Consider the following 26835-nt stretch of genomic DNA (forward strand, 5'->3'; position numbering starts at 1 on the left):
TCCTTGCTGTTCATGAAGTGCCTGTCACCACCAGATATCACCTTTAACTCGGCTTGCTCATTTTCGGTCGGTGCTAGATCAGTCCAGGAAAGGATCTTCGATCAGTAGCCAAAAATTTCTAGCTTATAGTTGCTGAGCGTGAGACCGAGCTCGCCATCCAGGTAAACCTCGTTAATGAAATGAAAATTGGCGAGAGCGTAGTCTGCAACATTGCCCGATAACAATGGGTCGATCTTCTGCGCGGCATTGACTATGCCCTGGAAATCAGAGCGGTTAATGCTGAACTTGAAGTCGGTCGGAGTCTTCACCGCACAACTTCCAGCAACCGCCGTGGCAGTACATGGGATGAAATCGCCAGAAAGACGTGTGCCGTAAGCCGGGTTGCTGCGAAACACCGTAGAGACGATCGCCCTGCCGGTACTGTCGTCAAGTGCCAGGAAATCTCCGGGCGCCACGGTGCCATAAGTTTGCAGCGTAAAATAAAAATGTCTGTGGCTTTTGGCATCGATGAATTGCAGCGTTGGATGTCCGTAGACGTGGCTTTCAGGGTTGGCGCGGCGGACAGTCCTGACTTCCAGCTTGAACGAGACAACCACATCATGCGGTCGTTCATCATGCCACGGAAATATCCGCAAATCCCACGCATCCGGCAAAGGTGGCGTCGTCGTGAATTGGTAGAGAGGATTGATGCTGGTGTATTTGAAGGTTCCGCGCTCGTAGGAGTTCACGTATAGGCCAAAGGCATTACCGCCCGTCTGCACGAACGAATGTGCCTCTAACGCCGCAAAGTTACCCGGCAATTGCGAAGAATGTAAATTCCCCGACCCTCCCGCTAGATCAGGGTAGCCGGTAATTTGATCGACGCCAAAGTCATAAACGGGATTTTGATCAACGTAAAACGGGGGAAGGAACGGCTGGATCACATTGGGCATCTCCGGCAACTGATTGAGCGCGACACAGGAGCCTAAATTAATTGACTCGTTTTCGCATTCCTTCGCTACATGAACCTTCTCGGTGTCGACCGAAAACGAACTGGCTGGAATTAAGGCCGAATTATTGGCGCAAAATGCAATACCTTCATCCGCCCAGCCCTTAGCAAGCATTTGATCTCTGATCGCGGCATCCGGCGTGAATCGGTGATTGGAATCGTTGAACATCCAACGGTTGTTATACAGCCGATATATAGGCGATTGACCGGGCTGGCAACTGCCGTTCTGAGGCACGTCAACGACAAAATCAATTTTCTCGAAGATCCAGCCCGAATTGGTGTTTCTTAAAGTATTGCACTCCGATGCATTGGCCGTATAAAAGTGGGAGTTGGTGCCGGGTGAGTAAAACCTGCAAACATCGGCTTCGCCACCGTGTAGTGCAATATGATATTGGTAGGCATCGAAAATATAGCCGGTGCGGCGCCACCCCGCACCAGCCGCACCGGCATCCACGCCTGCGATTTCATTCGGGTCGGACAACAGTAGATAGTGCCCGGTATTGTCGTTCAGGTATTCATAAACCGTCGCATGAATCGGAGTCAAAAAAGCACAGGCTGGCAATGGAAGTGCAATCCCGCAAAGCACCAAGCATAGGGTGTTTATACAACGACGCAACGGGCCAGAAATGACGATCGGATATCTACAAGGCATGGGAGGCAACTCCTTTAAGTAGGTTTGTGTTAGCTGGGCACGCTTGCCATTCAGCTAGAACTTCCCTTGCCGGGTGTGAAGAGAACTTTCATCCCCAAGTCACTTGATTGACCACTACAGTCAGTCAAGTTGCGGTTGCGCGCAATGCACGGTGCACTAATAAAAAAATGCGGCTTACGCCGCATTATAAATAAAGACCCCCGCCTGTGCCGTTGACCCAACATCTTGAACCTGGGTTCAAGAGGGCCGATTCCCAGTTACATCAGGTACATCCGCAAGGAATGCGCACAACAGTAACATTATGGGTCACGACCTAAGCAAAGCTTATTGGTCCAAAGAATTATGAGCCTGACGAACACCGCAGGGGAAACCTAAAGTAACTCTTTTTGTTCCGTGAGCAACGCGTCTATAGTCGCCTCCATAGAGTTCATTCTACGCTTAAACTCACTCATGTCAAAACCAGTACCGAGACGTGTGGTTAGTAATTCATGAGCCATATTTAAGGCACACATGATTGCGATACGCTCAATAGAAGTAACCTTGCCGATATCGCGAATCTCGTGCATTTTCTTATCAAGATAAGCTACCGCATCAAGCAGCTCCGGGCGCTCCACCTCCGAGCAGCTAACGCGGAATTCACGGTCGAGGATTGTGACATCAAGCGTTCTTTCACTATCGCTACTCATGTTTACTCTTCAGGTAGTTTCGCCAGCAGCCGTTCCAAGCGCGACTTGGCAGAATCAATTTTGTCATGGCATTGACGGCCTTGACTTAACGCTTGGGCCAATTCTTGACGCAGGTGATTGTTTTCTTCTCGCAGACGTGTAGTCAATTGCGCTAATTGAGCCAACTTTCTTCCCAATCTGTCTAATTCTGCTTGCATGAAACGAACTATAGTTTAAAAAAACCCGACTAGTCAAACAAGCAACCAAAAATAATTTTAAGTTATGTCACCACGGGTTGTTTAATGTGCGCGTTCTATAATTTCACCCCAACGAAATAGGCTGTACTTGATCCTCAGCTCAGCCGATGATTCTCTCCCCACCGCTTCACTAACACATGCTCCACGCCTAAATGATCAAGTACCTTTGCCACCACAAAATCCACCAAGTCTTGCACACTTTGCGGGTGATGGTAAAAGCCCGGGTTGGGCGGCAAAATGACCGCACCGGCATGGCTTAGCTTGAGCATATTTTCCAGATGGATGGCAGAGAATGGCGTTTCGCGCGGTACTAAAATTAATGGGCGCCTCTCTTTGAGCATGACATCGGCTGCACGGGTGATGAGATCATCGCTTAACCCCGCCGCCACCGCCGCCAGTGTGCCCATAGTGCAGGGACAAATTACCATCGCGTCACCAGGGTTCGATCCTGAGGCCATGGGCGCGAACCAGTCATCGCGCCCGAACACGCGCAGTTTTCCGCTGATTTTGCCGAACTGCTCCGCCAAGATTTTTTCCGCATCTTGCGGACGGTTGGGTAACACAAAATCCAACTCTTGTTTGGCGACTATTTGTGCCGCTTGAGAATAAACTAGGTGCACGCGTTGACCGCTTTGAAGCAGGCACTCAAGTAGTCGCATGGAGTAGGGTAAGCCGGATGCACCGGTTAGGGCAAGTACGATAGTTTTCATGTGCTATTCAACCAGTCAATTTAGGTACTTCGATCTCGGTGTTTGGTGCATCCAGGTAGTGTGCCGCAATCAGACCATTTACTGTGCCAAACAGCAATGCTGCCGTCGCAAAGACAGGAATCAGATACATTAGCCCAGTGTGTGGAATTAGCCAGAAATACACCAATAGTAATTGGCCTGCAATGTGTGCAAATGCACCGAAGATGCTATGGGTGATCGGGCCGAACCAGCGTGCCGGCAAATACTGGCTGATGGCTAGAATGGAGATGCTGCATAGCGCACCGCTTAGGCTGAGAAAAAATCCCGGCGTAAGAAAACTCCCCATAAGCAAACTGCCCGCCAGCACACGCAACAGCGATACCCATGCCGCCATGCGCCAGCCGTAGCGTGTGAGCACGATGAGAGTGATAATGTTAGCTAAGCCAGGCTTTACGCCAGGCAATGGTGAGGGAATGGCTGCTTCCAGCATCGAAAGGCCCAGCGCCAATGCCGCCATGCGCGCGATATGGTGATCCGCTGCTGTTGTTGCGAGTTTAATAGTTAAGGCTGTCATAACGCTTACCCCTGCCACTCAGTTCAACGCTGACTTGGTTGGGCAGGCAGATGGCAATTTCGCCTGCCTGCTTAAGCCAGCCTTGGTGAACGCAATATTGGCGCGGGCTGGGGTCAGCTGCGATGCGCACCTGTCGATTGTGTATGGCAATTCGACTAATGCCAAGTGGACCGGGCACAGAAATAATTTGGTTACGAGATAGCGGCACTTCACTGAATATTTTGCCGCCACTGCGAATGATAGCCTTATCCGCTACACCGCCTTGCCATAGTGTGATGGTAAGCCATGTAACGCCGAGTACGCCAAGCAACAGCACCATCCAATCGCCTGTCTTTATGGGCGGTAATGGCAACATGATTATTGATTGGTTAGCAACATTCTTTCTTTACCGTACTGAAAGTACATTCAGTGGGTAGTTTAAATCTAAGCTGCCCTGAGAAGTCTGGATTTTCTCCTGTATGGAAAGGACGGGTACTTTAATGAAATTTGTCATAAATTACACAAAAATCAGTAAGTGTTACCGAGTTTGCGATGACGCAGCAGCACTTGTTGTTGCAATTTAAAATAACGCGCAAGCTTTTCCACCAAATACACCGAGCGATGTTGACCACCTGTGCAACCGAGGGCGACAGTGAGATAGCTGCGGTTATCAGCGATGAAGCTAGGCAGCCACTTCTCGATAAAACTGCGGATGTCTTCGCACATATTTTGTACATTTTGGTCGCGATCGAGAAACTCGATTACCGCCGCATCTCGGCCGGTTAGCGGTCGCAGCACTGGATCGTAATGTGGGTTAGGTAGGCAGCGCACGTCAAACACAAAGTCGGCATCAATCGGAATGCCATTCTTAAAACCAAATGATTGGAACAGCAAGGTAATGTGTGCGCGGTCAACGCCCTTAAAATCTTTGATCCAGGCACACAAGGTGCTGGCTCCGAGTTCGCTGGTATCAATACGATGGCCAATATTACTAATCTCGGCAAGCATTTCTCGCTCAAGTTGTACGCATTCTGGCAGAGTAAGTCCTACGTTGGTCTGCTCTGGAGGGAGAGCATTACGCAACGGATGACGGCGACGCGTTTCTGAAAAACGTTTCACCAGCGTGTCGGTCTGTGCGTCTAAAAAGAGCAAGTGCACATCGATACCTTGTTGCTTAAGTTGCGAAATATAGTGCGGCAGTTGTTTCACGCTGTCGCCGCTACGCACGTCTATGCTGACAGCAATGCGTACATTACCCGTCTGATGCAGATTTTCCATTAGGACAGGCAATAACGCAGCAGGCAGATTGTCCACACAATAGTAGCCGCTGTCTTCCAGCGCCTTGAGCGCCACGCTTTTTCCTGAGCCGGAGAGGCCACTGATCAGAAATAACTGCATGAATTATTGTTCCTGCATTTGCTGCTCGTGACGACTGAGAAATTCCTGCATGCTGTCGATACCGCGTTGCTGTAGCACGAAATTGCGCGCTGCCGCCTCTACCAACACCGCAAGGTTGCGCCCAGCCATGACCGGGATGCTTACCGTGCTAATCTTCACGCCCAGGATTTCCTGATAACTTGCTGCTAACGGCAAGCGTTCCAGATGGGAAAGGTCGCCGCGTAAAGGACGATGCAAATGCACAATGAGCTTTAAACTTTTTTTGCGCCGTACCGCAGTCTCGCCAAACATGGTGCGAATATTAAGCACGCCCAGCCCCCGCACTTCAAGGAAGTCACGCAACAGTTCCGGGCAGCGCCCTTCAAGCGTTTCCGGAGAAATGCCGTACAGTTCGGTAATATCATCCGCCACTAAACCGTTACCGCGTGTAATAAGCTCCAGTCCCAGCTCACTCTTGCCTATGCCGCTCTCACCAGTGACCAGCACCCCGACACCAAGCACGTCGAGAAACACGCCGTGGCGCGTGGTCGATTCTGCCAGCTCTTTGACAATGTAATGACGCACCAACCACATCAAATGCACGCTGGGTAAAGGAGAGCGGAACAGCGGTGTATGTGTGCGGTTAGCGTAACTAATTAATTCCTGTGGGAGCCTGTCGGTACCGGCCAAAATCAAGCATAGCGTACCGCCGTGTTCCAGTTTCGTCAGTGCCTCTGTGAACGCGGTGGATGAAAGCTCTTGAAGATAGTCAACTTCAGTCTCGCTCAATACTTGCACCCAATTCGGGTGGATTAAATTGAGGTGGCCAATCAAGCCGTTGTTAGAAGCACTTACTAAATCACTATCAATTATCTTCGCAGCACCCTCCGCTCCGGCTACCCAGCTCAATGCCAGCCGCTCCTGTTTGTCCTCGAACAGCTGTTGAATATTGACCTGTGCCATTGCGGTTAGATCGCCCAGTTAGTAAACAATTGATGAATTATCGCGACATCATTGGTATTCTGTATTTTTTCGCGGAAGGTCTTATCGCTGAACATTTGCGCCAGTTCGCTTAGTAGTTGCAGATGCAGATCGGTCGCACGTTCCGGCACCAATAACACGAAAATCAAGTTAACCGGTTGACTATCCGGTGCGTCGAATGGAATCAATGCTTGTGTTTTGACAAAAGCTGCTGTCGCATCTCGCAGCCCCTTGATGCGACCATGTGGGATAGCCACGCCGTGTCCCAAGCCAGTTGAGCCTAGCTTCTCGCGCGCAAACAGGCTATCGAATATTTGGCTACGTGCGATTTTATGAGTGTTTTCAAATAATACCCCCACTCTTTCGAAAACCCTTTTCTTACTGGTTGAATCTGCATCCAGTATGACGTTCTCAAGAGGCAGAGTTTTGCTGATTAGGTTCATAATTCAAACACTTTAAAAAAAGAAAAGACGGAGCCGTAAGTCACCCTGCTATTATTCTTATTCTAGTACAGGGGGTATGCCGGTTTCATCATGGCGACGAGCAGCATTTTTTTCTTTGTATTTGATAATTTGGCGATCAAGTTTTTCGATCAGATTATCAATCGCGGTATATAAATTCGTATCATCACATTCCGCAAAAATCGTCTTGCCACTCAGGTGCACGTTAGCCTCGGCCTTTTGTTTTAATTTTTCCACTGAAAGGACAACAGTAACATCAATTACATTGTCGAAGTGACGATTAATTTTGTCGAGTTTGCTTACTACGTGCTCGCGAATAGCGGGGGTAATTTCCAAATGGTGTCCGCTGAGATTTAGGTTCATTGCCTGCTCCTTAATGGTTTAGAGTGATTTACGAAGATTAACTGGAAGGATGTTCAACAACTCGCGGTATTTTGCCACGGTACGCCGAGCAACCAATATGCCCTGCTGTGCCAAAATCCCAGACATGCGGCTATCGGTTACGGGGTGACGCGCATCTTCCTGGTTGACAATCTGCTTGATGAGTGCACGGATCGCCGTTGAGGAACACGTACCGCCACTTTCAGTCGCAATTCCGCTACAGAAAAAATACTTGAGCTCATAGATGCCGCGCGGGGTGAGCATGAATTTTTGTGTAGTCACGCGGGAGATTGTAGATTCATGCAAATCCAGCTGTTCTGCGATTTCGCGCAACACTAGGGGACGCATGGCGGTATCGCCGTGCTCGAAAAAATCGCGTTGGCGATCAACAATTGTCTGTGACACACGCAAAATAGTATCGAAACGTTGGTGCAAGTTTTTGATAAACCAGCGTGCTTCCTGCAATTGACCGGTTAGCTGCAGTGGGTTTTTTTCGTTGCCCTGCTGCAATATATTGGCATACATTTGGTTAACGCGTAGGCGAGGCATGGCAGCCTGATTAAGACGTACATTCCAGCTACCATTGCGGCATTCTACCACCACGTCAGGCACCACATAGTCTGCAGTGCGCTGTTCAAATTCAGCGCCAGGTCTTGGTTGCAGATGGGTGATAAGCGATTGCACCGTGCGCAATTCGTCATCGTTACAGCGGAGAACTTTCTTCAGCTTGGTAAAATCGTGCGCCCCAAGCAGGTTGAGGTGCTGCAACACCAAGCACAGCGCCAAATCGCGACAAGGAGTGTCTTCCGGGAGCGCTTTGAGCTGTAGAGCCAGACATTCACTCAAGGTACGTGCGGCTATACCTGGCTGATCCAAGTGCTGCAATTGCACGAGCGCAGTTTCCAAGTCATCTAGGGTAATGTCGAGTTGATCCGGCAGCATTTCGACAATTTCTTCCAGCGGTTGTGCCAGGTAGCCGTTACCGTCCAATGCATCGATCAGCAGACCGATAATTTTTCGGTCGCGCATATTATGCTGGCTCATATTTAGTTGGCAGATGAGATGCTCACGCAAGCTGGGGGTATCTGCCGCAAGTTCGGCACGAGTCTCTTTCTCGTCATCCGGCCCACTCGCTACGGAAAAAGATGGTTCATTCCAGTCTTCTTTTGCCCATTCTTCATCAGCCTGTTGCGGCACTTCATCTTTTGCTTCGACATTATCGGTAGCGGAGGTAGAGGCAGCGGCTCCATGAACATAGGGCTGCATAACGTCTTCATCTTCGCGTTCGAGCAATGGATTTTCGTCCAGCAAGCGTGCCACCTCCTGATTGACTTCAAGAGTGGAGAGTTGCAACAGGCGTATGGCTTGTTGCAACTGCGGGGTAAGCGTCAGTTGCTGGGATTGCTTAAGTTGTAAAGTGGGTTTCATTACGCAATTTACGGACAAGAGCGGCGAATAGTATGCATTTATAGCTTGAAATGCTCACCAAGATATACTTTTCTCACGCCTTCATTATAAATGATTTCGTCGGGTTTGCCTTCTGCCATTACCGACCCGGCATTAATGATATAGGCACGGTCACAGATTCCCAATGTTTCGCGAACGTTGTGGTCAGTTATAAGCACGCCAATGTCACGTTCTTTAAGGAAACGAATGATTTTTTGAATATCCAGCACGGCAATTGGATCCACTCCTGCGAAAGGCTCATCCAGCAGTATGAAGCGTGGATTGGTGGCAAGCGCACGAGCAATTTCGACACGTCGTCGCTCGCCTCCGGACAAGCTGATAGCTGAATTATTACGTATATGAGTAATATGCAGATCCGCCATCAACTCATCCTGCCGTGCTTGAATTTCATCCTTATCATAATCTTGTAATTCCAGCACAGCCTGAATATTTTGCGCGACAGTTAGGCGGCGAAAAATAGATGCTTCTTGTGGCAGATAGCCCAACCCCAAACGCGCACGGCGATGAATGGGGAGATGAGTAATGTTCTGTCCATTGATAAAAATGTCACCTCCATCTGCGGCTACCAGCCCGACAATCAGGTAGAAGCAGGTAGTCTTTCCGGCACCGTTAGGACCAAGCAGTCCGACCACCTCACCGCTCTGTACCGACAGGGAAACGTCATGCACTACGGTGCGGGACCGATAGCGCTTGTTCAGTGCAACGGCGCGCAGCTCGCTCATTGTTGTTCGTTAGGCTTGACTAGTGTCGTTGTCGGCTTGATCGACAGGGGCTCCCCGACTGAGGAGCGCTTGTGTTTTGGCTGGATGATCGCGCGCACGCGCCCCTTGTTGGAGGTACTGTTCACCTGAAATACCTCAGCTTTGGAGTTATAGGTAATATGTTCGCCACGCACTTCATCCTGATCCTGCTTTACGCGCGCCTGACCGAAGAAATCTATGATTGCGGTCTTGGAGTCATATTCAATGCGCTCACCATATCCCTCCACATATCCATTTACGTTATCGCGCTTCTGGCGAAAACTGGCGAGTTGTCCGGTAGCCGTACCGTGCTTGAATCCTTCCTTGTCCTGAGTCACGACAATTTTGTCGGCGTTAATAATCATCGTGCCCTGAGTGAGCTGCACCTTGCCTTCAAAGACGCTGATTTGTTTGACATCGTCAATACTGAGCTGATTTGCTTCCAAATGCATCGGCTTATCACGGTCGGCAAGTTCCGCTTGGCTGATTGGCATATGACCGATAAGCGCTAAACAGAGTAAAGCAACGTATTTAATTTTTGCTGGACACATATTCGCCTTTAACTTGCGCAAGCAGTTTTACTATGCGTGCTTTATTATCAAATTTCATACCTACTGCATGCACAATGTTACGACCATCAATCATCGTTACAGGCTGGTCTGTATCGGCCAAGCCACGGTCAGGAACAACATGCAGATAAGTAGTGGTGAACGTCATTTCACTTTGCGTGGCAGTAGCGGTACGCACGATTTTTACGTCGTCGTGTAAAAATATTTCTTCGCCCTTACCTGAGACCATTCCACTATTTGCATAAGTATGCATGGGAGGATGGCCTGAATCAAAGCTGGTAAGTACAGGGGCTTCCAGATGCGTACTATTATCATCCGGGTAATGCAGCATTTTTTTTGCAGCCATCACGAAACGCGGCTTACCCTGCTCATTCAGGGTAGTAGCAACAACTTCGCTAACGATAAAATCTGGCTCGTGACGCTTGCTGCTGTCGGGTGTGAGCGGCAGCGGCTGTACTTGCTGATTCAGCCAATAAGTTGCTGCCAGCATTAGCAACAACAATAGCTGCGGCAATCCGGTAAGCCAGGCGCGCAAACGGTCAATAAGGCGGGGAGGATTCATGTCAAATAAGGCGCGAGTTGCGCATCCAGCGTGCCTTGCGAAGACATTAATAATTCGCATGCTTCACGTACTGCGCCATGCCCGCCTTCACGCTCGGTGACATAGTGAGCGCGATCGCGCACTACTTGCGGTGCATTCGGCACGCTGATAGCGAAACCGACACGAAGCATTACTGGAAGATCCATCACGTCGTCACCCATAAAGGCGACCGCATCCAACGGCAGTTTAAGTTGTGCAAGCATTTTTTGCAGACTTGCAAGCTTGTCGTGTACGCCTTGATACAAGTGCGAGATGCCAAGGTGGTGTGCGCGTAGCTCTACACACCGGGAGGTACGACCAGTAATAATTGCCAGTTCCACACCAGATGCTTTGAGCATTTTCAAGCCATGACCGTCAAGTGAATTGAAGCGCTTAAACTCTTCACCCGAATCGGTTAGATAGAGACCGCCATCCGTCATGATGCCGTCTATATCAAAGGCGATGAGGCGAATAGATTGTGCTTTATTTAAAGACATCAAATCACTTTTGCACGCAGCAGATCATGCATATTCAGAGCGCCAACCAGCTTGTTGTTGGAATCTATCACCAGCATCTGGCTAATATTATTTTGTTCCATAATCTGCACGGCTTCGGCTGCCAGTGCATCCGGCAAAATACTGCGCGGATTGCGCGACATAACGGAGCTGATTGTAGTGGTAGTAAAATCAACATGCTTTTCCAACGTTCGGCGTAAATCTCCATCGGTGTAGATGCCCAACACCTGCTGAGCATCATCTACAATGGCAGTCATACCTAACCCTTTACGCGAGATTTCCAGCACTGCCTCGGCCAGCGTTGCATTTTGATGCACCGTAGGAATCCCTTTGTCAGCATGCATAATGTCGCGCACATGGGTAAGCAAACGGCGACCCAAGCTTCCGCCAGGGTGCGAACGAGCAAAATCTTCTTCCCCGAACCCCTTGGCATCCAGCAGCGCCACGGCCAGAGCATCGCCTAATGCTAGCGCTGCCGTGGTGCTGGCGGTGGGGGCAAGCCCTAGCGGACAAGCTTCCTTGTCCACAGCAGCATCTAGATGTGCGTCCGACGCCTCGGCCAAGCTGGATCGTGGATTGCCTGTCAGGCTAATCAGCCGTGCCCCCTGACGTTTAAGGACTGGCACTATAGTAAGCAATTCCTGACTTTCTCCCGAATACGACAACGCAATAAACACATCTTTAGCGGTGATCATGCCTAAATCGCCATGGCTGGCTTCGGCGGGATGTACAAAATACGCTGGAGTGCCCGTGCTAGAAAGCGTCGCGGCGATTTTACGTGCAATATGGCCCGACTTGCCCATTCCGCTCACAATCACACGGCCTTCGCAGGCTAAAACAATATTTAACGCCTGCAGAAAACTCTCATCAATGCGTTGCGTAAGCGCCAATACAGCTGCAGCTTCAATATTTAATACCTCGCGAGCTAAATCAAGTGCGCGCGAAGCGGCAAAGTTGGCTTTGTTCATGGTGACGAATTATAACAGTGCCATTCTGGGTAGTGCAGTTTTGAAAGCACGGCATAAGTGCGAATGATCTCTTGTACACGCCCCAACGCGATCCGGAAGGAGTTGTATTTGAAATGGTTCCGCACTTTCAATAAGTACAAGACCCCTTTCTGAGCAGGGCAGACTGCGCATGCGCATGTAAACCCTCACCAAGGGCTAATACCGAGGCAATTTCGCCTAGTATTGCTGCGCCCTGCGCGGAAACCTGAATCAAACTGCTACGCTTCTGAAAGTCATACACTCCCAGCGGGGAAGAAAAACGTGCCGTACCGGAGGTCGGCAGGACGTGATTAGGGCCAGCGCAATAATCACCCAGTGACTCGGAAGTATAACGACCCAAGAAAATTGCCCCGGCATGCTTTATCTTTGGCAGCCATTGCTGGGGATTATCCACTGAAAGCTCAAGATGCTCAGGTGCTATGCGGTTACTGATAACACAAGCCTCATCTAAATCAGCCACTTCAATCAAAGCCCCCCGGTTCTCTAATGCAGTTCGTATGATGTCACTGCGCGGCATTTCTAACAACAGACGATCCGCACTTTGCGCCACGGCTGTAGCAAAAGCAGCGTCCGGTGTCAGCAGGATAGCCTGCGCTAATTCATCGTGCTCTGCTTGAGAAAATAGATCCATCGCGATCCAGTCCGGATCGGTTTGTCCATCGCAGATCACCAGAATCTCTGATGGCCCCGCCACCATATCAATTCCAACTACGCCGAATACACGGCGTTTGGCGGCGGCTACGTAAGCGTTGCCGGGACCGACGATTTTATCTACTCGCGGCACGGTTGCCGTGCCATATGCCAGTGCGGCAATTGCCTGCGCCCCGCCAATGGTGAACACCCGGTCCACTCCTGCCAAGTGGGCTGCTGCCAGCACCAGCGCGTTCCGCACTCCATCTGGGGTAGGTACGACCATAATGAGTTCGCCCACCCCAGCCACTTTCGCTGGCAGTGCATTCATCAGCACTGAAGATGGATAGGCGGCCTTGCCCCCCGGCACATAAAGCCCAACCCGATCCAATGGCGTAATCTGCTGACCGAGCAGGGTGCCATCCGTTTCCGTATAACTCCATGAAACTTGCAGCTGTTTCTGATGGTAAACGGTAACGCGCTGTGCAGCTTGCTCCAGAGCGGAACGCTGGGCGGCGGGCAATCCCTCGAAGGCGGCACGTAAGACTGCAGGGGGCAGTTCCAGTGCGGCACTGTCATGTACATCCATACGATCGAAGCGTCGGGTGTAATCGAGCAGGGCACCATCACCACGTGTGCGCACATCCGCCAAAATAGCCGCCACAGTCTCGTCCAGTTGGTGATCCTGAGTTGCCTCGAACGCCAGCAGCTTGTCCAGTTGCGTATTGAAATCGGGCTGCCGAGTGGAAAGCCGCCTGATATTCATTGGACTACCGCCAAGGAAAACGCGTCCAGCATGGGCTGAATAGCCGCATGTTTGAGTTTAAGCGAGGCCTGATTCACCACCAGACGCGAGGAAATTGCAGAGATGTCTTCTACCGCCTTGAGGTGGTTGGCCTTCAGTGTGTTGCCGCTGCTGACTAAGTCCACGATTGCATCTGACAAACCGACCAGTGGAGCCAGTTCCATGGAGCCATACAGTTTGATCAAATCCACATGCACACCTTTAGCCGCAAAATGCTCGCGTGCGGTTTGCACATATTTGGTCGCCACGCGCAGACGCGCGCCTTGACGAACGGCTGATTCATAATCGAAATCATTCCTTACTGCCACCATCATGCGGCAACACGCAATATTCAAATCCAGCGGCTGGTACAAGCCGATGCCGCCATGTTCGTCGAGGACATCCTTGCCCGCGATCCCCAAGTCAGCAGCACCGTATTGCACATAGGTCGGCACATCGGAAGCACGCACGATAATAAGACGTACGTCGGCACGATTGGTAGATAAAATCAATTTGCGCGTAGGCTCCGGGGCTTCCAGCGGTGTGATCCCCGCCGCTTGCAACAGCGGCAAGGTCTCTTCAAAGATGCGCCCTTTGGATAAGGCGATGGTAATCATGGGAGTATCTTTCATTTATTTAATGCGAAATATGTTCGCTCCGAGTTGCGACAATTTTGTCTCTATATGTGCATAACCACGATCCAGATGGTAAATGCGGTCAATCACGGTTTCACCCTGCGCCACCAATCCGGCAATAACCAGACACGCAGAAGCACGCAAATCTGTTGCCATCACCGTTGCACCTTCCAGATGATCGACACCGTGGACCAAAGCAGTATTTCCTTCCACGTCTATCCTTGCACCAAGACGGCGCAACTCTTGCACATGCATAAAGCGATTTTCAAAAATCGTTTCCACGACCATCGCGCTGCTATCGGCAACAACATTCAAGGCCATAAACTGTGCCTGCATATCCGTAGGGAATGCAGGATATGGCGCAGTACGCACGTTCACTGATCTGGGCCGACCCGTCATGTTCAAGTGGATGTTCTCGCTATCGATACGGATGTGCGCGCCTGCTTCAGTAAGTTTTTCCAACACGGAATCAAGAATGTCCGCTTGTGTATCGAGCAACACGATGCTACCACCCGTTGCCGCTGCCGCTACTAGAAAAGTCCCACTCTCGATACGATCCGGCATGATGCGATGGGCTGCACCGTGCAATCGGTCCACACCCGTTATGACAATAGTGTGGCTGCCGGCCCCCTCGATTTTCGCACCCATTGCGATCAGGCAGTGAGCCAAATCCACCACCTCCGGTTCGCGCGCGGCATTTTCCAATACCGTTACCCCTTCTGCCAAAGTAGCAGCCATCATCAGATTTTCTGTGCTGGTCACACTGACGATGTCGAATAAAATTCGTGCGCCTTTGAGGCGTTTTGCCTGCGCATGAATGTAGCCATGCTCAATGAAAATTTGAGCACCCATCGCTTGCAGGCCTTTAATGTGAATATCTACGGGGCGAGAGCCGATGGCGCAACCACCCGGCATTGATACACGCGCCTCACCAAAGCGCGCCACTAGCGGGCCGAGCACGAGCACTGCGGCACGCATGGTCTTTACCATGTCATAAGGTGCTTCCAGCGTATCCACATGCTCACCATGCAAAGCCATCTCGTCACCTTGCACAGCAGCCGTCACGCCCATCTGCTCCAACAATTTACGCATGGTTGCGATATCGTGCAAATCCGGCATATTGCTTAATTGCAAGACATCACTTGTCAATAGGCTGGCACACATTATAGGTAACGCCGCGTTCTTGGCACCGGAAATATGCACCTCGCCACGCAATGGGGAGCCGCCTTGTATAACTAATTTTTGCATGCTGGTATCTTTAAAAGTCCCTATTTCATCTTAAATGTATTCTCGCCATGCTTGCAATATGCTCAGTACCGCAATTTATATCCGGATTTTAACAACCCCAAAGATAACAGCATCAGACCCAGCATGCAGCCGCCCACCACCGTTAAACTCACCCATGGTGAAATGTCCGACACGCCGAAAAATCCATAACGAAAACCATCTATCATATAAAAGAATGGATTGAAACGCGATAACGCCTGCCAAAAAGGTGGCAGCGAGTGAATGGAATAGAAAACGCCGGACAAAAAAGTCAACGGCATGATAATGAAATTCTGGAATCCTGCGAGTTGATCGAATTTTTCTGCCCACATCCCAGCCACCACCCCCAGCGAGCCAAGCATCGCGCTACCTAGAACGGCGAACAATATAATCCAGAGTGGGAACAACATCGGCGGCTGGGCAAACCATAGTGCGGCCAAATATATTCCTATACCAACCACCAACCCGCGCAGCATAGAAGCCAGCACATATGCTGCAAGAAATTCCCAATAGGCAATCGGTGCCAGCAGCACAAACACGATATTACCAGTAATTTTGGACTGAATCAGGCTGGAAGAGCTATTGGCAAAAGCATTTTGCAATATTGCCATCATCATTAGTCCCGGGATCAAGAAGGCAGTGTAATGCACCCCCGGATACACCTCGACATGCTGTGCCAGCACATGTGAGAAAATCAGCAGATAGAGCAGTGCGGTCAGCACTGGTGCCAGCACGGTCTGGAAGCCCACCTTCCACACCCGGAATACCTCCTTGTAGAGCAGGCTGCAAAAACTCAACATGCCCGCCTCAATGCACGACCCGTCCCACCAAGCGCAAGAAGACTTCTTCCAAATCGGGCTGCTGCAAAGTCATCTCCTGCACTGCAACTCCAGCCACACGCAGCTCCGCCAGCATTGACTCCAATGCTTGATACGATGGCAGTGTCAGTAGGTAATCATCGTTTGTCTGCTCGACCACCTGTGGCAGCAATGCGGCCGGTAAATGTCCCGCCAGTTTCAGTCTGACGCGACAACCGGCCAAGCTACTAAGTAGATTTTGCGTACTATCCAGCGCTACAATCCGGCCGTGTTTGAGCATGGCAATTCGTGTGCATAAGGCTTCTGCTTCTTCCAGATAATGGGTGGTCAACAGAATGGTGTGTCCATCGCGGTTAAGCTGCTGGATGAAGCGCCATAATGATTGGCGCAGCTCCACGTCCACCCCGGCAGTCGGTTCATCCAACACAATAACTGGCGGCTTATGCACCAAGGCCTGCGCCACCAACACACGGCGCTTCATACCACCGGACAGGCGGCGCATATTGGTATCGGCCTTACTGGTCAAATCCAAGTGGTGCATCACCTCATCGATCCAGGCATCATTACGGCGTAATCCAAAAAAACCAGACTGTAAACGCAACGTTTCACGCACTGTGAAAAAAGGATCAAACGCTAACTCTTGTGGCACGACACCCAGCAAACGGCGACTAGCACGATATTGCTTGACTACATCATGCCCCAGCACAGACAACTGCCCGTCATCTGGCAATGCAAGTCCGGCCAGCAAGTTAATCAGAGTGGTTTTTCCCGCACCGTTGGGGCCAAGCAAACCAAAGAACTCACCCTGCTCGATACGCAAATCCACGCCGTCCAATGCTTGCAAGTTGCCATAGCGCTTTCGTGCTTGGCGCACATCAATGGCAGGTGGCATTAAATTAAAATGCTCAAGACTGAGCGGAATCATTACCGCATAGCGGTAGCATATCCACAACACCGTACAAACGAGCCAAGCTTAACAAGTTCTCTGGAACATGATCGAAACACAGCTTCACACTACTGCGCTGCGCCTCGCGTAGCCAAGCCAGCAGCAAACTGACTGCGGCAGAATCCACCGTTTCTACCTGAGCCAAGTCAACCACCAGCGGTGTTTTTATATCTGATTGCAAACCATTTTTGAACAGAGGTGTAACTGTTTCAATGGTCAGACGGCTCGGCACTTGCATATGATCTCCATCACGGTCTATCACTTGGACGCCGCCAGAGACTGATTTTTTTCCATTAACGTTTTAATCAGTCCATCAATGCCGTTCTTCTGAATCTGCTCCGCAAAGGTACCGCGATAGTTGGTAACCAAACTCACACCTTCAATCAACAGGTCGTAAACCTTCCAACCACGAGCTGTCTTTTCCATATCATAATTTACGTATGTAGGTGGCTTGCCTTTGTTATTAATCGAAGTTTTTACAGTCACGTCAGTAGCATCGCTTGCCATGTTGAGCGGCTTCACCTCAACCTCCTGATCTTGGTAGGTAGTGAATGCGTTGGTGTAAGTGCGCACCAGTAAATTACGAAACTCGATTTCCAAGACCTTCTTCTGCTCTGGCGTAGCCTTACGCCAGTACTTACCTACGGCAAGTCTGGTCATATGCGCAAAATTAAAATGCGGCAACACTTTTTCATCTACCAGTGCATTCACTTTTTCCTTATTACCGGCCTTAATATCCTTGTCCTGCCTAATGACGGACAGGACTTCGTCCACGGTGTTTCTGATTAACGCCTCCGGCTCCGGCGTGTTCGCCTGCGCGCCCAGTGACACACACACCATCAGCACTCCCACCCACGATGCAATTATATTTTTCATATGGATACCTATAAATTTATTTAGTTATTGTGAATCTTCAGCCTTACTATATAAGAACTTGCTGATTAAATCCTCCAGCACCACAGCAGACTGTGTGTGTTTGATTTCGTCACCCGCCTTCAGAAATGCTTCTTCACCACCCGGAATCAAGCCGATGTACTGCTCTCCTAACAATCCTGAAGTCAGAATATTAGCGAATGTATCTTTTGGGAACTGGTAACGCTTGTCTACTATCATGGTTACTTTAGCCTCATATCGATCGGAATCCAGGCTGATCTGAGCCACCCGTCCGATGAGTACGCCAGAGCTTTTGATGGATGCCTGGGACTTGAGGCCACCGATGTTAGAAAAATAAGCCTGCAACTGATACGTATCGGACGTGTTGTACGTACTCAGATTCCCCACCTTCAATGCCAGCACTGTCAAGGCTGCGAAACCTGCCACGACAAATAGGCCGACCCATAAATCCAACGTGGTGCGTTTCATACTACTCCCCTTGAAACATAAATGCGGTCAAAATAAAATCCAAGAACAAAATTGCCAGTGACGATTGGACCACTGTGCGTGTGGTTGCACCGGACACCCCTTCTGCTGTAGGTGGTGCATCATAACCTTCGAACAGTGCAATGACAGTCACTGCCACTCCAAACACGAAGCTCTTAATCATCCCGTTTACTATGTCGTACCTAAAATCGACTCCTGCCTGCATTTGCGACCAGAACGAACCTTGATCCACGCCAATCAGCACCACTCCTACCATATATCCGCCAAATACACCCATGACAGAAAATAACGCTGTCAGTAGCGGTACAGAAATGACTCCAGCCCAAAAACGAGGCGCAACCAAACGCGCCATCGGATTGATCGCCATCAGAGCCATCGCGGAAATTTGTTCGGTGGCCTTCATTAAACCAATCTCTGCAGTCATCGCCGAACCAGCACGACTCGCAAACAACAGGGCAGCCAGCACCGGCCCCAATTCGCGCACCAGACTTAGTGCCACAAGTGATCCCAGTGCAGATTCTGAGCCGTAGCGTTTGAGTGTCTCATAGCCCTGTAACCCCAAGACCATACCGACAAACAAGCCTGCCACCAAAATTATAATCAGTGACATCACCCCACTAGCGAATATCTCCTTGATGATCAAGTGAAAGCGTCGGAAGCTGGTCCCAGAATAAAGCAGGATCAGCATGAAGAAGCGGGAGGCATATCCAATACGCCACACCGTATTCACAATGCGATGCCCTAAGGATCTCAGATTTTCAACGATCATCATCTATCGGGCCGTAAATTCAAATCTTGCCCGTAATCTCCGCTGGGATAATGAAATGGAACCGGGCCATCTATTTCGCCATGCATGAATTGATGCACGAACGGCATATCGGAAGCTCTTATTTCATCTGGTGTTCCTTCTGCAGCCACTACTCCATCAGCAATAAAATAAATATAATCAACGATCTTAAGTGATTCCTGAACGTCATGCGTGACTACCACTGAAGTCGCACCCAGCGCATCGTTCAGACGACGAATGAGATTAGCCACCACGGAAAGTGAGATGGGATCCAGTCCGGTAAACGGCTCGTCATACATAATCAATGTCGGATCCAATGCCACTGTACGAGCCAACGCCACGCGCCGCGCCATACCGCCTGAAAGCTCAGCAGGCATCAAATGATGCGTGCCACGCAAGCCCACCGCATGCAGTTTCATCAATACTAAATCCCGAATCATTTCTTCTGGCAGATCAGTATGCTCGCGCATCTGAAACGCCACATTGTCATACACTGACATATCCGTGAATAGCGCCCCAAATTGGAACAGCATGCCCATCCGGCGGCGCATACGAAATAAATCTTTATGGTCAAGTTTATGTATCACCTGTCCATCAACTTTTACATAACCACTGCTTGGTTTGAGCGCGCCAGCGATAAGCTGAAGCAATGTAGTCTTGCCGCTGCCGCTGCCGCCCATAACTGCGATCACCTTGCCCTTGGGGAAAGTTAAGTTGGCACCTTTCAGTATGAGGCGGCTGTCATAGCCAAAATGGACGTCGCGAATTTCGACCAGCGCTTGAGATGACACGTATCAACACCTTGATTGTCCGATAGAGGGACATTCTAAACCATGCTATCGTTTAATCGCAATGTTAGGGGTCAGCAAAGCTGTCAATAGGCTTAATAACTTGAAAGGAAAAAACAAAAAATGGGACATCAAGATTGAACTCCTTGGCTGTGCCATGAGCAACGCACCACAATCGATAACTTGTGTTTGAAAAATAGCTACGCATGTGGATACAGGAATCAAATAGGGGTCAAGGTAACGGGAGCGAAAATTCGTTGTTATCTGCAAAGTATCTAAAACCAATGTTGGGAAAGGCGATTAATCGAGGTAGCTAGGGCTAAAAAAATCGCCAACAACAACGCACCTGATTGACAACAGGACAGGCACAATCGAGAATCACTCACATTACTTACAAAACAGGATGACGCAATGAAACTCGAAACGATTGCAGTGCATGGTGGCTACTCACCTGATCCGACCACTAACGCAGTTGCTGTTCCAATTTACCAGACAGTTTCTTATGCGTTTGACGATACTCAGCACGGTGCAGATTTGTTTGATTTAAAAGTGGCTGGCAATATTTATACGCGCATCATGAACCCCACAACCGATGTGCTGGAAAAGCGCATTACCGAATTAGAGGGAGGTATTGGCGCATTAGCACTATCATCCGGTGCTACTGCGATTACCTATGCACTGATGACCATAGCCGAAGCGGGTGACAATATTGTTTCTGTTGGCACACTATACGGCGGCACATACAATTTATTTGCTCACACGCTACCGCAATTCGGCATTCAGGTACGCTTTGCCGATTATCGTGACCCGCAAAGCTTCAAGCCTTTGATAGATGAAAAAACCAAGGCGATTTTTTGTGAGTCTATCGGCAATCCATTAGGCAATGTGGTTGATCTAGCTGCACTCGCAAAAGTGGCACATGATGCGGGAATTCCATTGATTGTGGACAATACTGTACCCAGCCCTTACTTGTGCCGCCCGATTGAACACGGAGCAGACATCGTTGTTCACTCGCTGACCAAATACTTGGGTGGACATGGTAATTCGTTGGGTGGCGCTATAGTCGATTCTGGCAAATTTCCTTGGGCAGAGCACAAAGAACGCTTTCGTCGTTTGAATGAGCCAGATGTTTCTTACCACGGTGTGGTTTACACTGAAGCGCTTGGAGCTGCTGCCTTTATTGGGCGCGCGCGAGTCGTACCTTTACGCAATACCGGTGGTTCAATCTCACCGTTTAACAGTTTTCTTATCTTGCAAGGCATTGAAACATTAGCCTTACGCATGGACCGCATCTGCGAAAATACGCTGGCAGTCGCACAATACCTCAAACAACATCCCAAAGTTAGCTGGATTAACTATGCAGCTTTGCCAGAGCATCCCGATTATCCGTTGATACAGAAATACATGACGGGCCGTGCATCAGGAATTCTGACCTTTGGCATAGAAGGAGGGGCTGCTGCTGGAGCACGCTTCCAAGATGCGCTGAAACTGATAACACGATTGGTCAATATTGGCGATGCAAAATCTTTGGCTTGCCATCCCGCCAGTACCACCCACCGCCAACTATCTCCAGAAGAGCTCAAGAAAGCAGGCGTCTCAGAAGATATGGTACGTTTGTCCATTGGTATTGAGCACATCGATGATCTGAAAGAAGATTTACAGCAAGCGCTGGCATTTGTTTAATAGGCAGGCTGTTTATGTGTCATTGCGCACGATTGCACCTGAAACCAGTAGGTGAAGAAAAACAGTGGAAATCAAGAAGCGGTATGGTTGGAGCAGATTAAAACAAATAATTTCATTTGTTCCTAAAGATTTGCTTGGCAAGGATATGTGGGGCGGTGTGTGTTGACGTGTGCGCTTAAATTCCTATTTTCTGAATTGAAAGGCTAAAGTAGCTTAGAAAAAATCGCTATTTAAACTATGTCACAAATAAAATACGGAAGTAGAGAATGTCTCCAGCAGTAGTACGAAAAGCCATTGCAGCGGTGGATGTAGTAACAGTTTCAACTTTATCCTATAGTGGAGTGGATTAGGTACGACAGTAGCCCGGATGGTAACTGGCAATAAGGCATGGCTTATCACGGTTAATTACCAATCTGCGAGACCAACTTGAAGCTGCCGGTACGAAGCTGGAGTCAGCATTTCCTTCCTCGAACGAAGAGGCGCGAAAAGAGGGTAAGCCACTGTAGGATACAGCTTTACTAAAAACAATAACGCAAATCAATGTCGTCAGTCTCGATTGGTTCTCCTCGATCACTTCAACGAATCATGCCCGCATCTTTACTACGGCAGCAGCGGAACAATCCTCGCCGCCGGGTTGAACCCCGCTCCCGCCGCGATCGGCCCGACCCACTTGAACGTGGGATTTGCCGCGTTCCAGGTGAGGTGCCGATAGTAGCTAAGCTTACCGTCGGTAGCTAGCCCATAGATCACGCCGTTACCGGTTGAGAACAACTGCGCGTATCCGTCCCAACCGGTGCCGACTTGCACCGGACCGCTCCAACGCTTTTCGCCGCCCATCGGGTCGAGGTGATGGTAGAGCATTAGCTTGCCGTCATTCGTCACGGCGTAGATGACGCCCTCACCCGCACTAAACACAGTCTTGAATGAGCTCCAACCGGTGCTGATCTTCTTGGGGCCGACCCAGCTGGCCTCGCCAGTCGCAAAACCAGTGTTTCGATACCACATGAGCGAGCCATCGGGCGCGATGGCGTAGATAACGCCATTGCCGCCACCCATGATTTGCGTGAACGACTGCCAGCCGTTACCTACCTTGATAGGTCCGCGCCACGAGTTCGAACCGTCGTTCACGCCATCGTGCTGGTACCACAGCAGATCGCCGTTCTGAGCGCGTGCATAGAGATGGTTGCCGCCGCCGGGAATGATCTGGTCGTACGTGTTCCACGCAGAGCTCGAGGACGGCAGGATGATAGGCGCGGTGCCGGTCTCGGGATTGTTGTGGCGGTTCTCGGTGAGGGAGCCGTCTGCACCGACCACATAGAAGGTGGTGAAGGAAGGAGCTGGGTTAGTTAGAACCGCAGGCTGCTGTGCAGCGATCACCGCAGCAATGGACGTGGACTTGCCCGCAGTGGCGGATGGGGTAACCAACGCGCCTCTGGAGAGACCGCCGGTCGTCGCGCTCTTGGTTTCCTTGCCTGCGCCAATAGCGTCTGCGATGCGCGCCGCGCGGAAGTCATCCGTTGCCGTGACGCGGTCAGAAACCAGACTGTTTTTGCCGAGGCAAATGATTCCACGCTTGTCATTGAGCTGATGGCCGTTGAAAAAACCACCGGCAGGATAGAACTGGCGGCGGCAATATTCGTTGGCAGCACGGGCTGCGGATCCCCAGCCGATGGCGTTCAGATCGCCCACAGGCGTTTTCTGTGCGCTGAGCTCCCCAAGCGTGGCGTCGAACCACGTGGCGTTGGTGTTATTGAAGCAGAACACGCCGTTTTTCTGATCGGGAAAACCACCGTTGGGCTGCGATTTCGCTTCATATCCGGTAAGCAGGCCGCCAACTGAGGTGGAATCCCGGTTTTTGCAAAAATCATTCGCGGCGCGCGCGCCCTGAGCCCAGCGAGTCTGCACGATGGTGGTGAATTTGTCGTTTATTTTGGCCATGTCGGCGGGGCCCGCGTCATACCAACGGCCTGCCGCAGCGCTCGCACAGCGAGCCTGGTAACGCACACCGGGCTGAAAATTACCGTCAAAAAAACCAAATTCGAAGCCACGGTTGTGGCACGCCAGCTGCGCAGCGCGACGAACGTAATCCCACGGCAGGGAGTCGATTTGGCCTAACAACATCTCTTTCTGGATCTGTGCTTCGCTGTGTTGCACCTGCACGGTTTGTACGGGCCTGGCCGGATCCCACCCCTGCTTCATGAGGTCGTAGATCGCGCCGCCGAAGTAACCCACTGGCGCATCGGCACATTCCGTGATATCGCTGGCCCATGTCCAGGAATCGCTAGCGGGGCATTGCTTACCCGTGAGACAATCGGCGTGACACAACGCATGCACGCCCGCGATGCGCGGCACGCCGTGGCTCATTTCAAAGCTCGGGCCACCGCTGTCGCCGCCACCGACCATTTCGCCCTTCGGCCCCTTCGGATACCAGAAGAGGTTGGACTCGATGCGGTTAACTGTGAACACGAAACTACGAAACTGGTTATCACCGGAGGTCGGTATGAAGGTCTTTCCTTTTTTGACCGCGAGCGTGTTGATACCGCGGCCATACACCGCGACGTTGACATTTTTCATGTCGTTGAGCGAAAGCTCGCTGAGTTCGCGCACATAGCCGGTAGTCGAGCCATTCACGCGCATTGGACTTTGCAGGTGGATCAACGAGAAATCGTACATAAAACCCCGGTCATCAAGCCCCCAGGAGCGATAGATATAGTCTGCATTGCCGATCTGCGCCTTCGCACCCCAATTGCCGTTCAGCTGCACATTGGCAGGCATGCGCATGGCAGCGCCGTCGAGGCAATGCGCTGCACTGATGACCCAGCTGTTGGTAAGCAGGCTTGCGCTGCAGCCGCGCCCATTGGCCATCATCTGCAACAATCCTAACTGTTCCTGCTGTTGTTCAGTAACGACGACATTGGAGATGAGCGGGCTCTGACTGGTTCCGAGGTGTCCCTCCTCGTCGGCGCTGGCAGGTTGCATAAAGGCGGCGAATATCAATACGCCTGCAAGGAAGTTTTGAAAGATAGCCAGCCTGTTATACATGTGATCATCTCCATGATTTAGTTGTGTTTAGAATAGAGGTTTCAACCGAGCAAGTAAAGACAAATTAACTTGTCCTCAGCGGTCATGTTGCTGCTTGGTTCGGCATGGAATACGAGCAAAAACTTGTCACATTGCATTTTTATAGATGCTAAATGTATATCGCGCATATCCAGCCCAAAAACGTTTATCATTCAAAAATTGTAAGTATGTTTGGCCATTCTCACCCTATGCCATTAACACACCTTCAAAACGGAGTCCCTATCTCGTCGCGGAATGCACCCTGCCCATGCAAAAGTGGGCTGCGCTACAAGCACTGCTGTAGTTTGCTGAACAGCAACGTGTCAACTGCGGCAACGAGGCACGAGATCAATCGCCATGCGGGGCTCGCCTTGCAAAGAAGCGGGAAATTCTTTCAGGCGATTGACGCTTATGATGCCATCCTCCGGGAACGAAGCGAAGACTGGGAAGTCGCTCACATGAGAGCCGTCACGCTCTACCAGATCGGTCTTATGGACGATTCACGCGCGGCTTTTGCTGCATTGCTATCCACCTGCGCCGTTAATTTTTCCGGTTTCTGGTCAAATCTCGGCTTGCTATTGGCATCTGTCTGCCCGGATCATCTATCCTCGTTTATGCAGAAAAAACTCGTCGAATATCGATGCATGCACCCGGCATTAGCGGATGCTAAAGCGAACCAGCGCAGCCAGACGCCTCCTCCGAAACGTCCAACCGTGTCGGTTGTAATGCCGGCTTACATGCACGCACGTTATGTCGCCGAAGCTATCGCTTCAGTGTGTGCCCAGACACAACTCCCGCTGGAATTAATCGTGATTGACGATGGCTCCATCGACGACACAACTAAACACTGTCGTGCTGCGCTTGTAGAGGCCCCGTTTCCAGTAACGTTCATTGCCCGTGAAAACAGGGGGGCTGCAGCCACCCTGAACCAAGGTATCGCATTAGCCAAGGGTGATTTTATTCAGCTACTCAATTCCGACGACCGACTGCCAGCAGAGCGCATAGCGACGATGCTGCCGATGTTGCTGGAAAGCAATGCCGATTGGGGCTACGCGCGTGTTTCATATATAGACACACTCGGCCAATCCCTTGACCACCTTACCGATGCCCGCATCGCTGCACTGATGTCGGCTCAGAATGCAACAGTCATGTCTGGCACGCTTGGTCTGGCGATGCTGCGCACGAACTCGGCCATTTCCAGCGGCAATCTAATGTTCCGCAAGCGTCTCTGGGAAACCTTAGGTGGGTTTCGCGACTATCGCTATAACCATGATTGGGATTTTTGCCTGCGTGCAGCGCTGCAGTGCGAGCCGGTATTGGCGCCACAGCCGCTATACGAGTACCGTGTCCATGACCGCAATACCATCACAGAAGCGGCTGGCGTGCCGCGTCTGGAACACGGCAAGGTCATGGCGGCTTTCGTCAGCCTCGCGCAAAGCCAATCTACCTGGCCAAATTCTTTTGCACCTACTTTTGCCAACTGGGGTGGAGAGTTTCTTGCCCTGCTTGGCGCAACCAATGCATTGCAACATTTACCTATTGCGTTAATCGAGCAGGCGCTTCAGGTTCCTCTTTCGCTAGCACCCTCAAACCGGATTGGAGAAGAGTCATGCGTGTTTCTTTAATCGTGGCGTCCGAACCCGATTCTTTTAATCACAAACAGCGGAATTTCTTCGCTTCAATCGCAGCCCAGACCTACCCCCATTATGCATTCGAGCTTATCCTAGTTGATGGTCAGGGGAAAGCGTCCACATCGCGAGCATTTTCAGAGTTTCGCCAACAGTATCCCGCGATCTCGGCATCGTTACTCAGATCTCCAAGTCCGGCACGGGCGACCCAAAACAACATGGCTGCCGCTCAGGCCGGCGGTGATCTGCTTATATTTCTCGCAGACGACTTCGACCCTTCCCCCGGCTTGATTGCCGCTTATGTGGAATACCACATACTGAACCCCGATCTTAACGCTGTGGGTATAGGCCCGGGGTTGTTCCCGGATAATTTCCGAAAAGACATATTCGCTCGCTGGCTGGAAGACTCCGGCAAAATATTTGGCGTTCCTATGCGCCGTATTTTGGCGGTCTGGCCCAAGACATTTTTCTATGCTGGCAATGCTTCAATCAAGGTAACTACTCACCCCTATAAATAATCAAGAAAACACTTGACAGGTTTTTAGGGG

Annotated in this window: 30 protein-coding genes, 1 other RNA gene and 1 pseudogene; 4 read left to right on the forward strand and 28 right to left on the reverse strand. The window is 50.6% G+C overall.

The genetic code is table 11. The annotated features are described in order from the left end of the window. Window positions 1–101: 101 nt before the first annotated feature. The 27 genes from MJ769_RS08655 to MJ769_RS08785 form a co-directional block, all read right to left on the reverse strand. Window positions 102–1640: a hypothetical protein gene (locus tag MJ769_RS08655; RefSeq protein WP_239236362.1), complete on the reverse strand. Its 1539-nt coding sequence runs from the start codon at window positions 1638–1640 to the stop codon at window positions 102–104. 193 nt (window positions 1641–1833) lie between these two features. Then, a non-coding RNA gene (ssrS, locus tag MJ769_RS08660) (6S RNA) lies at window positions 1834–2010 on the reverse strand. A 1-nt stretch (window position 2011) separates the two neighbouring features. Further along, window positions 2012–2326, reverse strand: coding sequence for a cell division protein ZapA (locus tag MJ769_RS08665; protein ID WP_239236364.1), 315 nt, complete (start codon window positions 2324–2326; stop codon window positions 2012–2014). Between the two features lie 2 nt (window positions 2327–2328). After that, the gene (locus tag MJ769_RS08670) at window positions 2329–2523 is read right to left on the reverse strand and encodes a hypothetical protein (protein WP_239236365.1); all 195 of its coding nucleotides are present in this window, start codon (window positions 2521–2523) and stop codon (window positions 2329–2331) included. A 134-nt stretch (window positions 2524–2657) separates the two neighbouring features. Continuing rightward, window positions 2658–3272: a flavin prenyltransferase UbiX gene (locus MJ769_RS08675; protein WP_239236368.1), complete on the reverse strand. Its 615-nt coding sequence runs from the start codon at window positions 3270–3272 to the stop codon at window positions 2658–2660. 7 nt (window positions 3273–3279) lie between these two features. Beyond that, window positions 3280–3825 (reverse strand): Gx transporter family protein, encoded by a 546-nt coding sequence (locus MJ769_RS08680; protein WP_239236369.1) that lies wholly within the window; start codon window positions 3823–3825, stop codon window positions 3280–3282. After that, window positions 3806–4180 (reverse strand): NusG domain II-containing protein, encoded by a 375-nt coding sequence (locus tag MJ769_RS08685; RefSeq protein ID WP_239236370.1) that lies wholly within the window; start codon window positions 4178–4180, stop codon window positions 3806–3808. Before MJ769_RS08685 ends, MJ769_RS08680 begins: the two co-directional genes overlap by 20 nt. 152 nt (window positions 4181–4332) lie before the next feature. Next, window positions 4333–5202, reverse strand: coding sequence for an RNase adapter RapZ (rapZ, locus tag MJ769_RS08690; protein ID WP_239236372.1), 870 nt, complete (start codon window positions 5200–5202; stop codon window positions 4333–4335). A gap of 3 nt (window positions 5203–5205) precedes the next feature. Beyond that, on the reverse strand, window positions 5206–6144 hold the full coding sequence (gene hprK / locus MJ769_RS08695; RefSeq protein ID WP_239236373.1) for an HPr(Ser) kinase/phosphatase: 939 nt from the start codon (window positions 6142–6144) through the stop codon (window positions 5206–5208). A gap of 5 nt (window positions 6145–6149) precedes the next feature. Further along, window positions 6150–6605: a PTS sugar transporter subunit IIA gene (locus MJ769_RS08700; RefSeq protein ID WP_239236375.1), complete on the reverse strand. Its 456-nt coding sequence runs from the start codon at window positions 6603–6605 to the stop codon at window positions 6150–6152. A gap of 57 nt (window positions 6606–6662) precedes the next feature. Further along, window positions 6663–6986, reverse strand: a complete 324-nt coding sequence (hpf, locus tag MJ769_RS08705; protein ID WP_239236377.1) for a ribosome hibernation-promoting factor, HPF/YfiA family — start codon at window positions 6984–6986, stop codon at window positions 6663–6665. Window positions 6987–7004: 18 nt separating this feature from the next. Further along, window positions 7005–8432 (reverse strand): RNA polymerase factor sigma-54, encoded by a 1428-nt coding sequence (locus MJ769_RS08710; RefSeq protein WP_239236379.1) that lies wholly within the window; start codon window positions 8430–8432, stop codon window positions 7005–7007. 38 nt (window positions 8433–8470) lie between these two features. After that, window positions 8471–9193, reverse strand: a complete 723-nt coding sequence (gene lptB, locus MJ769_RS08715; protein WP_239236384.1) for an LPS export ABC transporter ATP-binding protein — start codon at window positions 9191–9193, stop codon at window positions 8471–8473. After that, entirely contained in the window at window positions 9190–9705 is a 516-nt protein-coding gene (gene lptA / locus MJ769_RS08720) for a lipopolysaccharide transport periplasmic protein LptA (RefSeq protein ID WP_239236392.1), read from the reverse strand. The genes lptB and lptA overlap by 4 nt, the downstream gene beginning before the upstream one ends. 37 nt (window positions 9706–9742) lie before the next feature. Then, the gene (gene lptC, locus MJ769_RS08725) at window positions 9743–10342 is read right to left on the reverse strand and encodes an LPS export ABC transporter periplasmic protein LptC (RefSeq protein ID WP_239236393.1); all 600 of its coding nucleotides are present in this window, start codon (window positions 10340–10342) and stop codon (window positions 9743–9745) included. Beyond that, window positions 10339–10857 (reverse strand): KdsC family phosphatase, encoded by a 519-nt coding sequence (locus tag MJ769_RS08730; protein WP_239236394.1) that lies wholly within the window; start codon window positions 10855–10857, stop codon window positions 10339–10341. Before MJ769_RS08730 ends, lptC begins: the two co-directional genes overlap by 4 nt. Beyond that, window positions 10857–11843 carry a KpsF/GutQ family sugar-phosphate isomerase gene (locus tag MJ769_RS08735; protein ID WP_239236396.1) on the reverse strand — a complete coding sequence of 329 codons (987 nt, stop codon included), beginning with the start codon at window positions 11841–11843 and terminating at the stop codon, window positions 10857–10859. Before MJ769_RS08735 ends, MJ769_RS08730 begins: the two co-directional genes overlap by 1 nt. Before the next feature lie 127 nt (window positions 11844–11970). Beyond that, a complete protein-coding gene (hisD, locus tag MJ769_RS08740) occupies window positions 11971–13278 on the reverse strand; it encodes a histidinol dehydrogenase (RefSeq protein WP_239236397.1) in 1308 nt (435 codons plus the stop codon). After that, window positions 13275–13913 (reverse strand): ATP phosphoribosyltransferase, encoded by a 639-nt coding sequence (gene hisG / locus MJ769_RS08745; protein WP_239236399.1) that lies wholly within the window; start codon window positions 13911–13913, stop codon window positions 13275–13277. The genes hisD and hisG overlap by 4 nt, the downstream gene beginning before the upstream one ends. Window positions 13914–13928: 15 nt before the next feature. After that, entirely contained in the window at window positions 13929–15179 is a 1251-nt protein-coding gene (gene murA / locus MJ769_RS08750; RefSeq protein ID WP_239236401.1) for a UDP-N-acetylglucosamine 1-carboxyvinyltransferase, read from the reverse strand. 62 nt (window positions 15180–15241) lie between these two features. After that, entirely contained in the window at window positions 15242–15997 is a 756-nt protein-coding gene (locus MJ769_RS08755; RefSeq protein WP_239236403.1) for an ABC transporter permease, read from the reverse strand. A gap of 7 nt (window positions 15998–16004) precedes the next feature. Then, on the reverse strand, window positions 16005–16907 hold the full coding sequence (locus tag MJ769_RS08760) for an ABC transporter ATP-binding protein (RefSeq protein ID WP_239236413.1): 903 nt from the start codon (window positions 16905–16907) through the stop codon (window positions 16005–16007). A 13-nt stretch (window positions 16908–16920) separates the two neighbouring features. Beyond that, window positions 16921–17199 (reverse strand): STAS domain-containing protein, encoded by a 279-nt coding sequence (locus MJ769_RS08765; protein WP_239236415.1) that lies wholly within the window; start codon window positions 17197–17199, stop codon window positions 16921–16923. 20 nt (window positions 17200–17219) lie between these two features. Next, a complete protein-coding gene (locus MJ769_RS08770) occupies window positions 17220–17837 on the reverse strand; it encodes an MlaC/ttg2D family ABC transporter substrate-binding protein (protein WP_239236417.1) in 618 nt (205 codons plus the stop codon). Window positions 17838–17861: 24 nt separating this feature from the next. Next, window positions 17862–18323: an outer membrane lipid asymmetry maintenance protein MlaD gene (gene mlaD / locus MJ769_RS08775; protein WP_239236418.1), complete on the reverse strand. Its 462-nt coding sequence runs from the start codon at window positions 18321–18323 to the stop codon at window positions 17862–17864. A 1-nt stretch (window position 18324) separates the two neighbouring features. Next, window positions 18325–19113 carry a lipid asymmetry maintenance ABC transporter permease subunit MlaE gene (gene mlaE / locus MJ769_RS08780; protein ID WP_239236420.1) on the reverse strand — a complete coding sequence of 263 codons (789 nt, stop codon included), beginning with the start codon at window positions 19111–19113 and terminating at the stop codon, window positions 18325–18327. After that, window positions 19110–19919 carry an ABC transporter ATP-binding protein gene (locus MJ769_RS08785; protein WP_239236422.1) on the reverse strand — a complete coding sequence of 270 codons (810 nt, stop codon included), beginning with the start codon at window positions 19917–19919 and terminating at the stop codon, window positions 19110–19112. Before MJ769_RS08785 ends, mlaE begins: the two co-directional genes overlap by 4 nt. Window positions 19920–20327: 408 nt before the next feature. Here MJ769_RS08785 and MJ769_RS08790 point away from each other — a divergent pair, with 408 nt between their 5' ends. Beyond that, a complete protein-coding gene (locus tag MJ769_RS08790) occupies window positions 20328–21599 on the forward strand; it encodes an O-acetylhomoserine aminocarboxypropyltransferase/cysteine synthase family protein (RefSeq protein WP_239236424.1) in 1272 nt (423 codons plus the stop codon). 600 nt (window positions 21600–22199) lie between these two features. Here MJ769_RS08790 and MJ769_RS08795 read toward each other — a convergent pair. Beyond that, on the reverse strand, window positions 22200–24641 hold the full coding sequence (locus MJ769_RS08795) for a tachylectin-related carbohydrate-binding protein (protein ID WP_239236425.1): 2442 nt from the start codon (window positions 24639–24641) through the stop codon (window positions 22200–22202). A gap of 227 nt (window positions 24642–24868) precedes the next feature. Here MJ769_RS08795 and MJ769_RS14735 point away from each other — a divergent pair. The 3 genes and pseudogenes from MJ769_RS14735 to MJ769_RS08805 all read left to right on the forward strand — a co-directional run. Continuing rightward, window positions 24869–24961, forward strand: a pseudogene (locus tag MJ769_RS14735) (SEC-C metal-binding domain-containing protein); the annotation flags it as partial. An 18-nt stretch (window positions 24962–24979) separates the two neighbouring features. Beyond that, complete coding sequence (locus tag MJ769_RS08800; RefSeq protein WP_239236427.1) at window positions 24980–26284, forward strand: glycosyltransferase family 2 protein; 1305 nt, start codon at window positions 24980–24982, stop codon at window positions 26282–26284. Continuing rightward, the gene (locus MJ769_RS08805; protein WP_239236428.1) at window positions 26269–26805 is read left to right on the forward strand and encodes a glycosyltransferase; all 537 of its coding nucleotides are present in this window, start codon (window positions 26269–26271) and stop codon (window positions 26803–26805) included. The genes MJ769_RS08800 and MJ769_RS08805 overlap by 16 nt, the downstream gene beginning before the upstream one ends. The last annotated feature ends 30 nt before the right edge of the window (window positions 26806–26835 follow it).

The organism is Candidatus Nitrotoga sp. BS, from assembly GCF_927797785.1.
Lineage (GTDB): Bacteria > Pseudomonadota > Gammaproteobacteria > Burkholderiales > Gallionellaceae > Nitrotoga.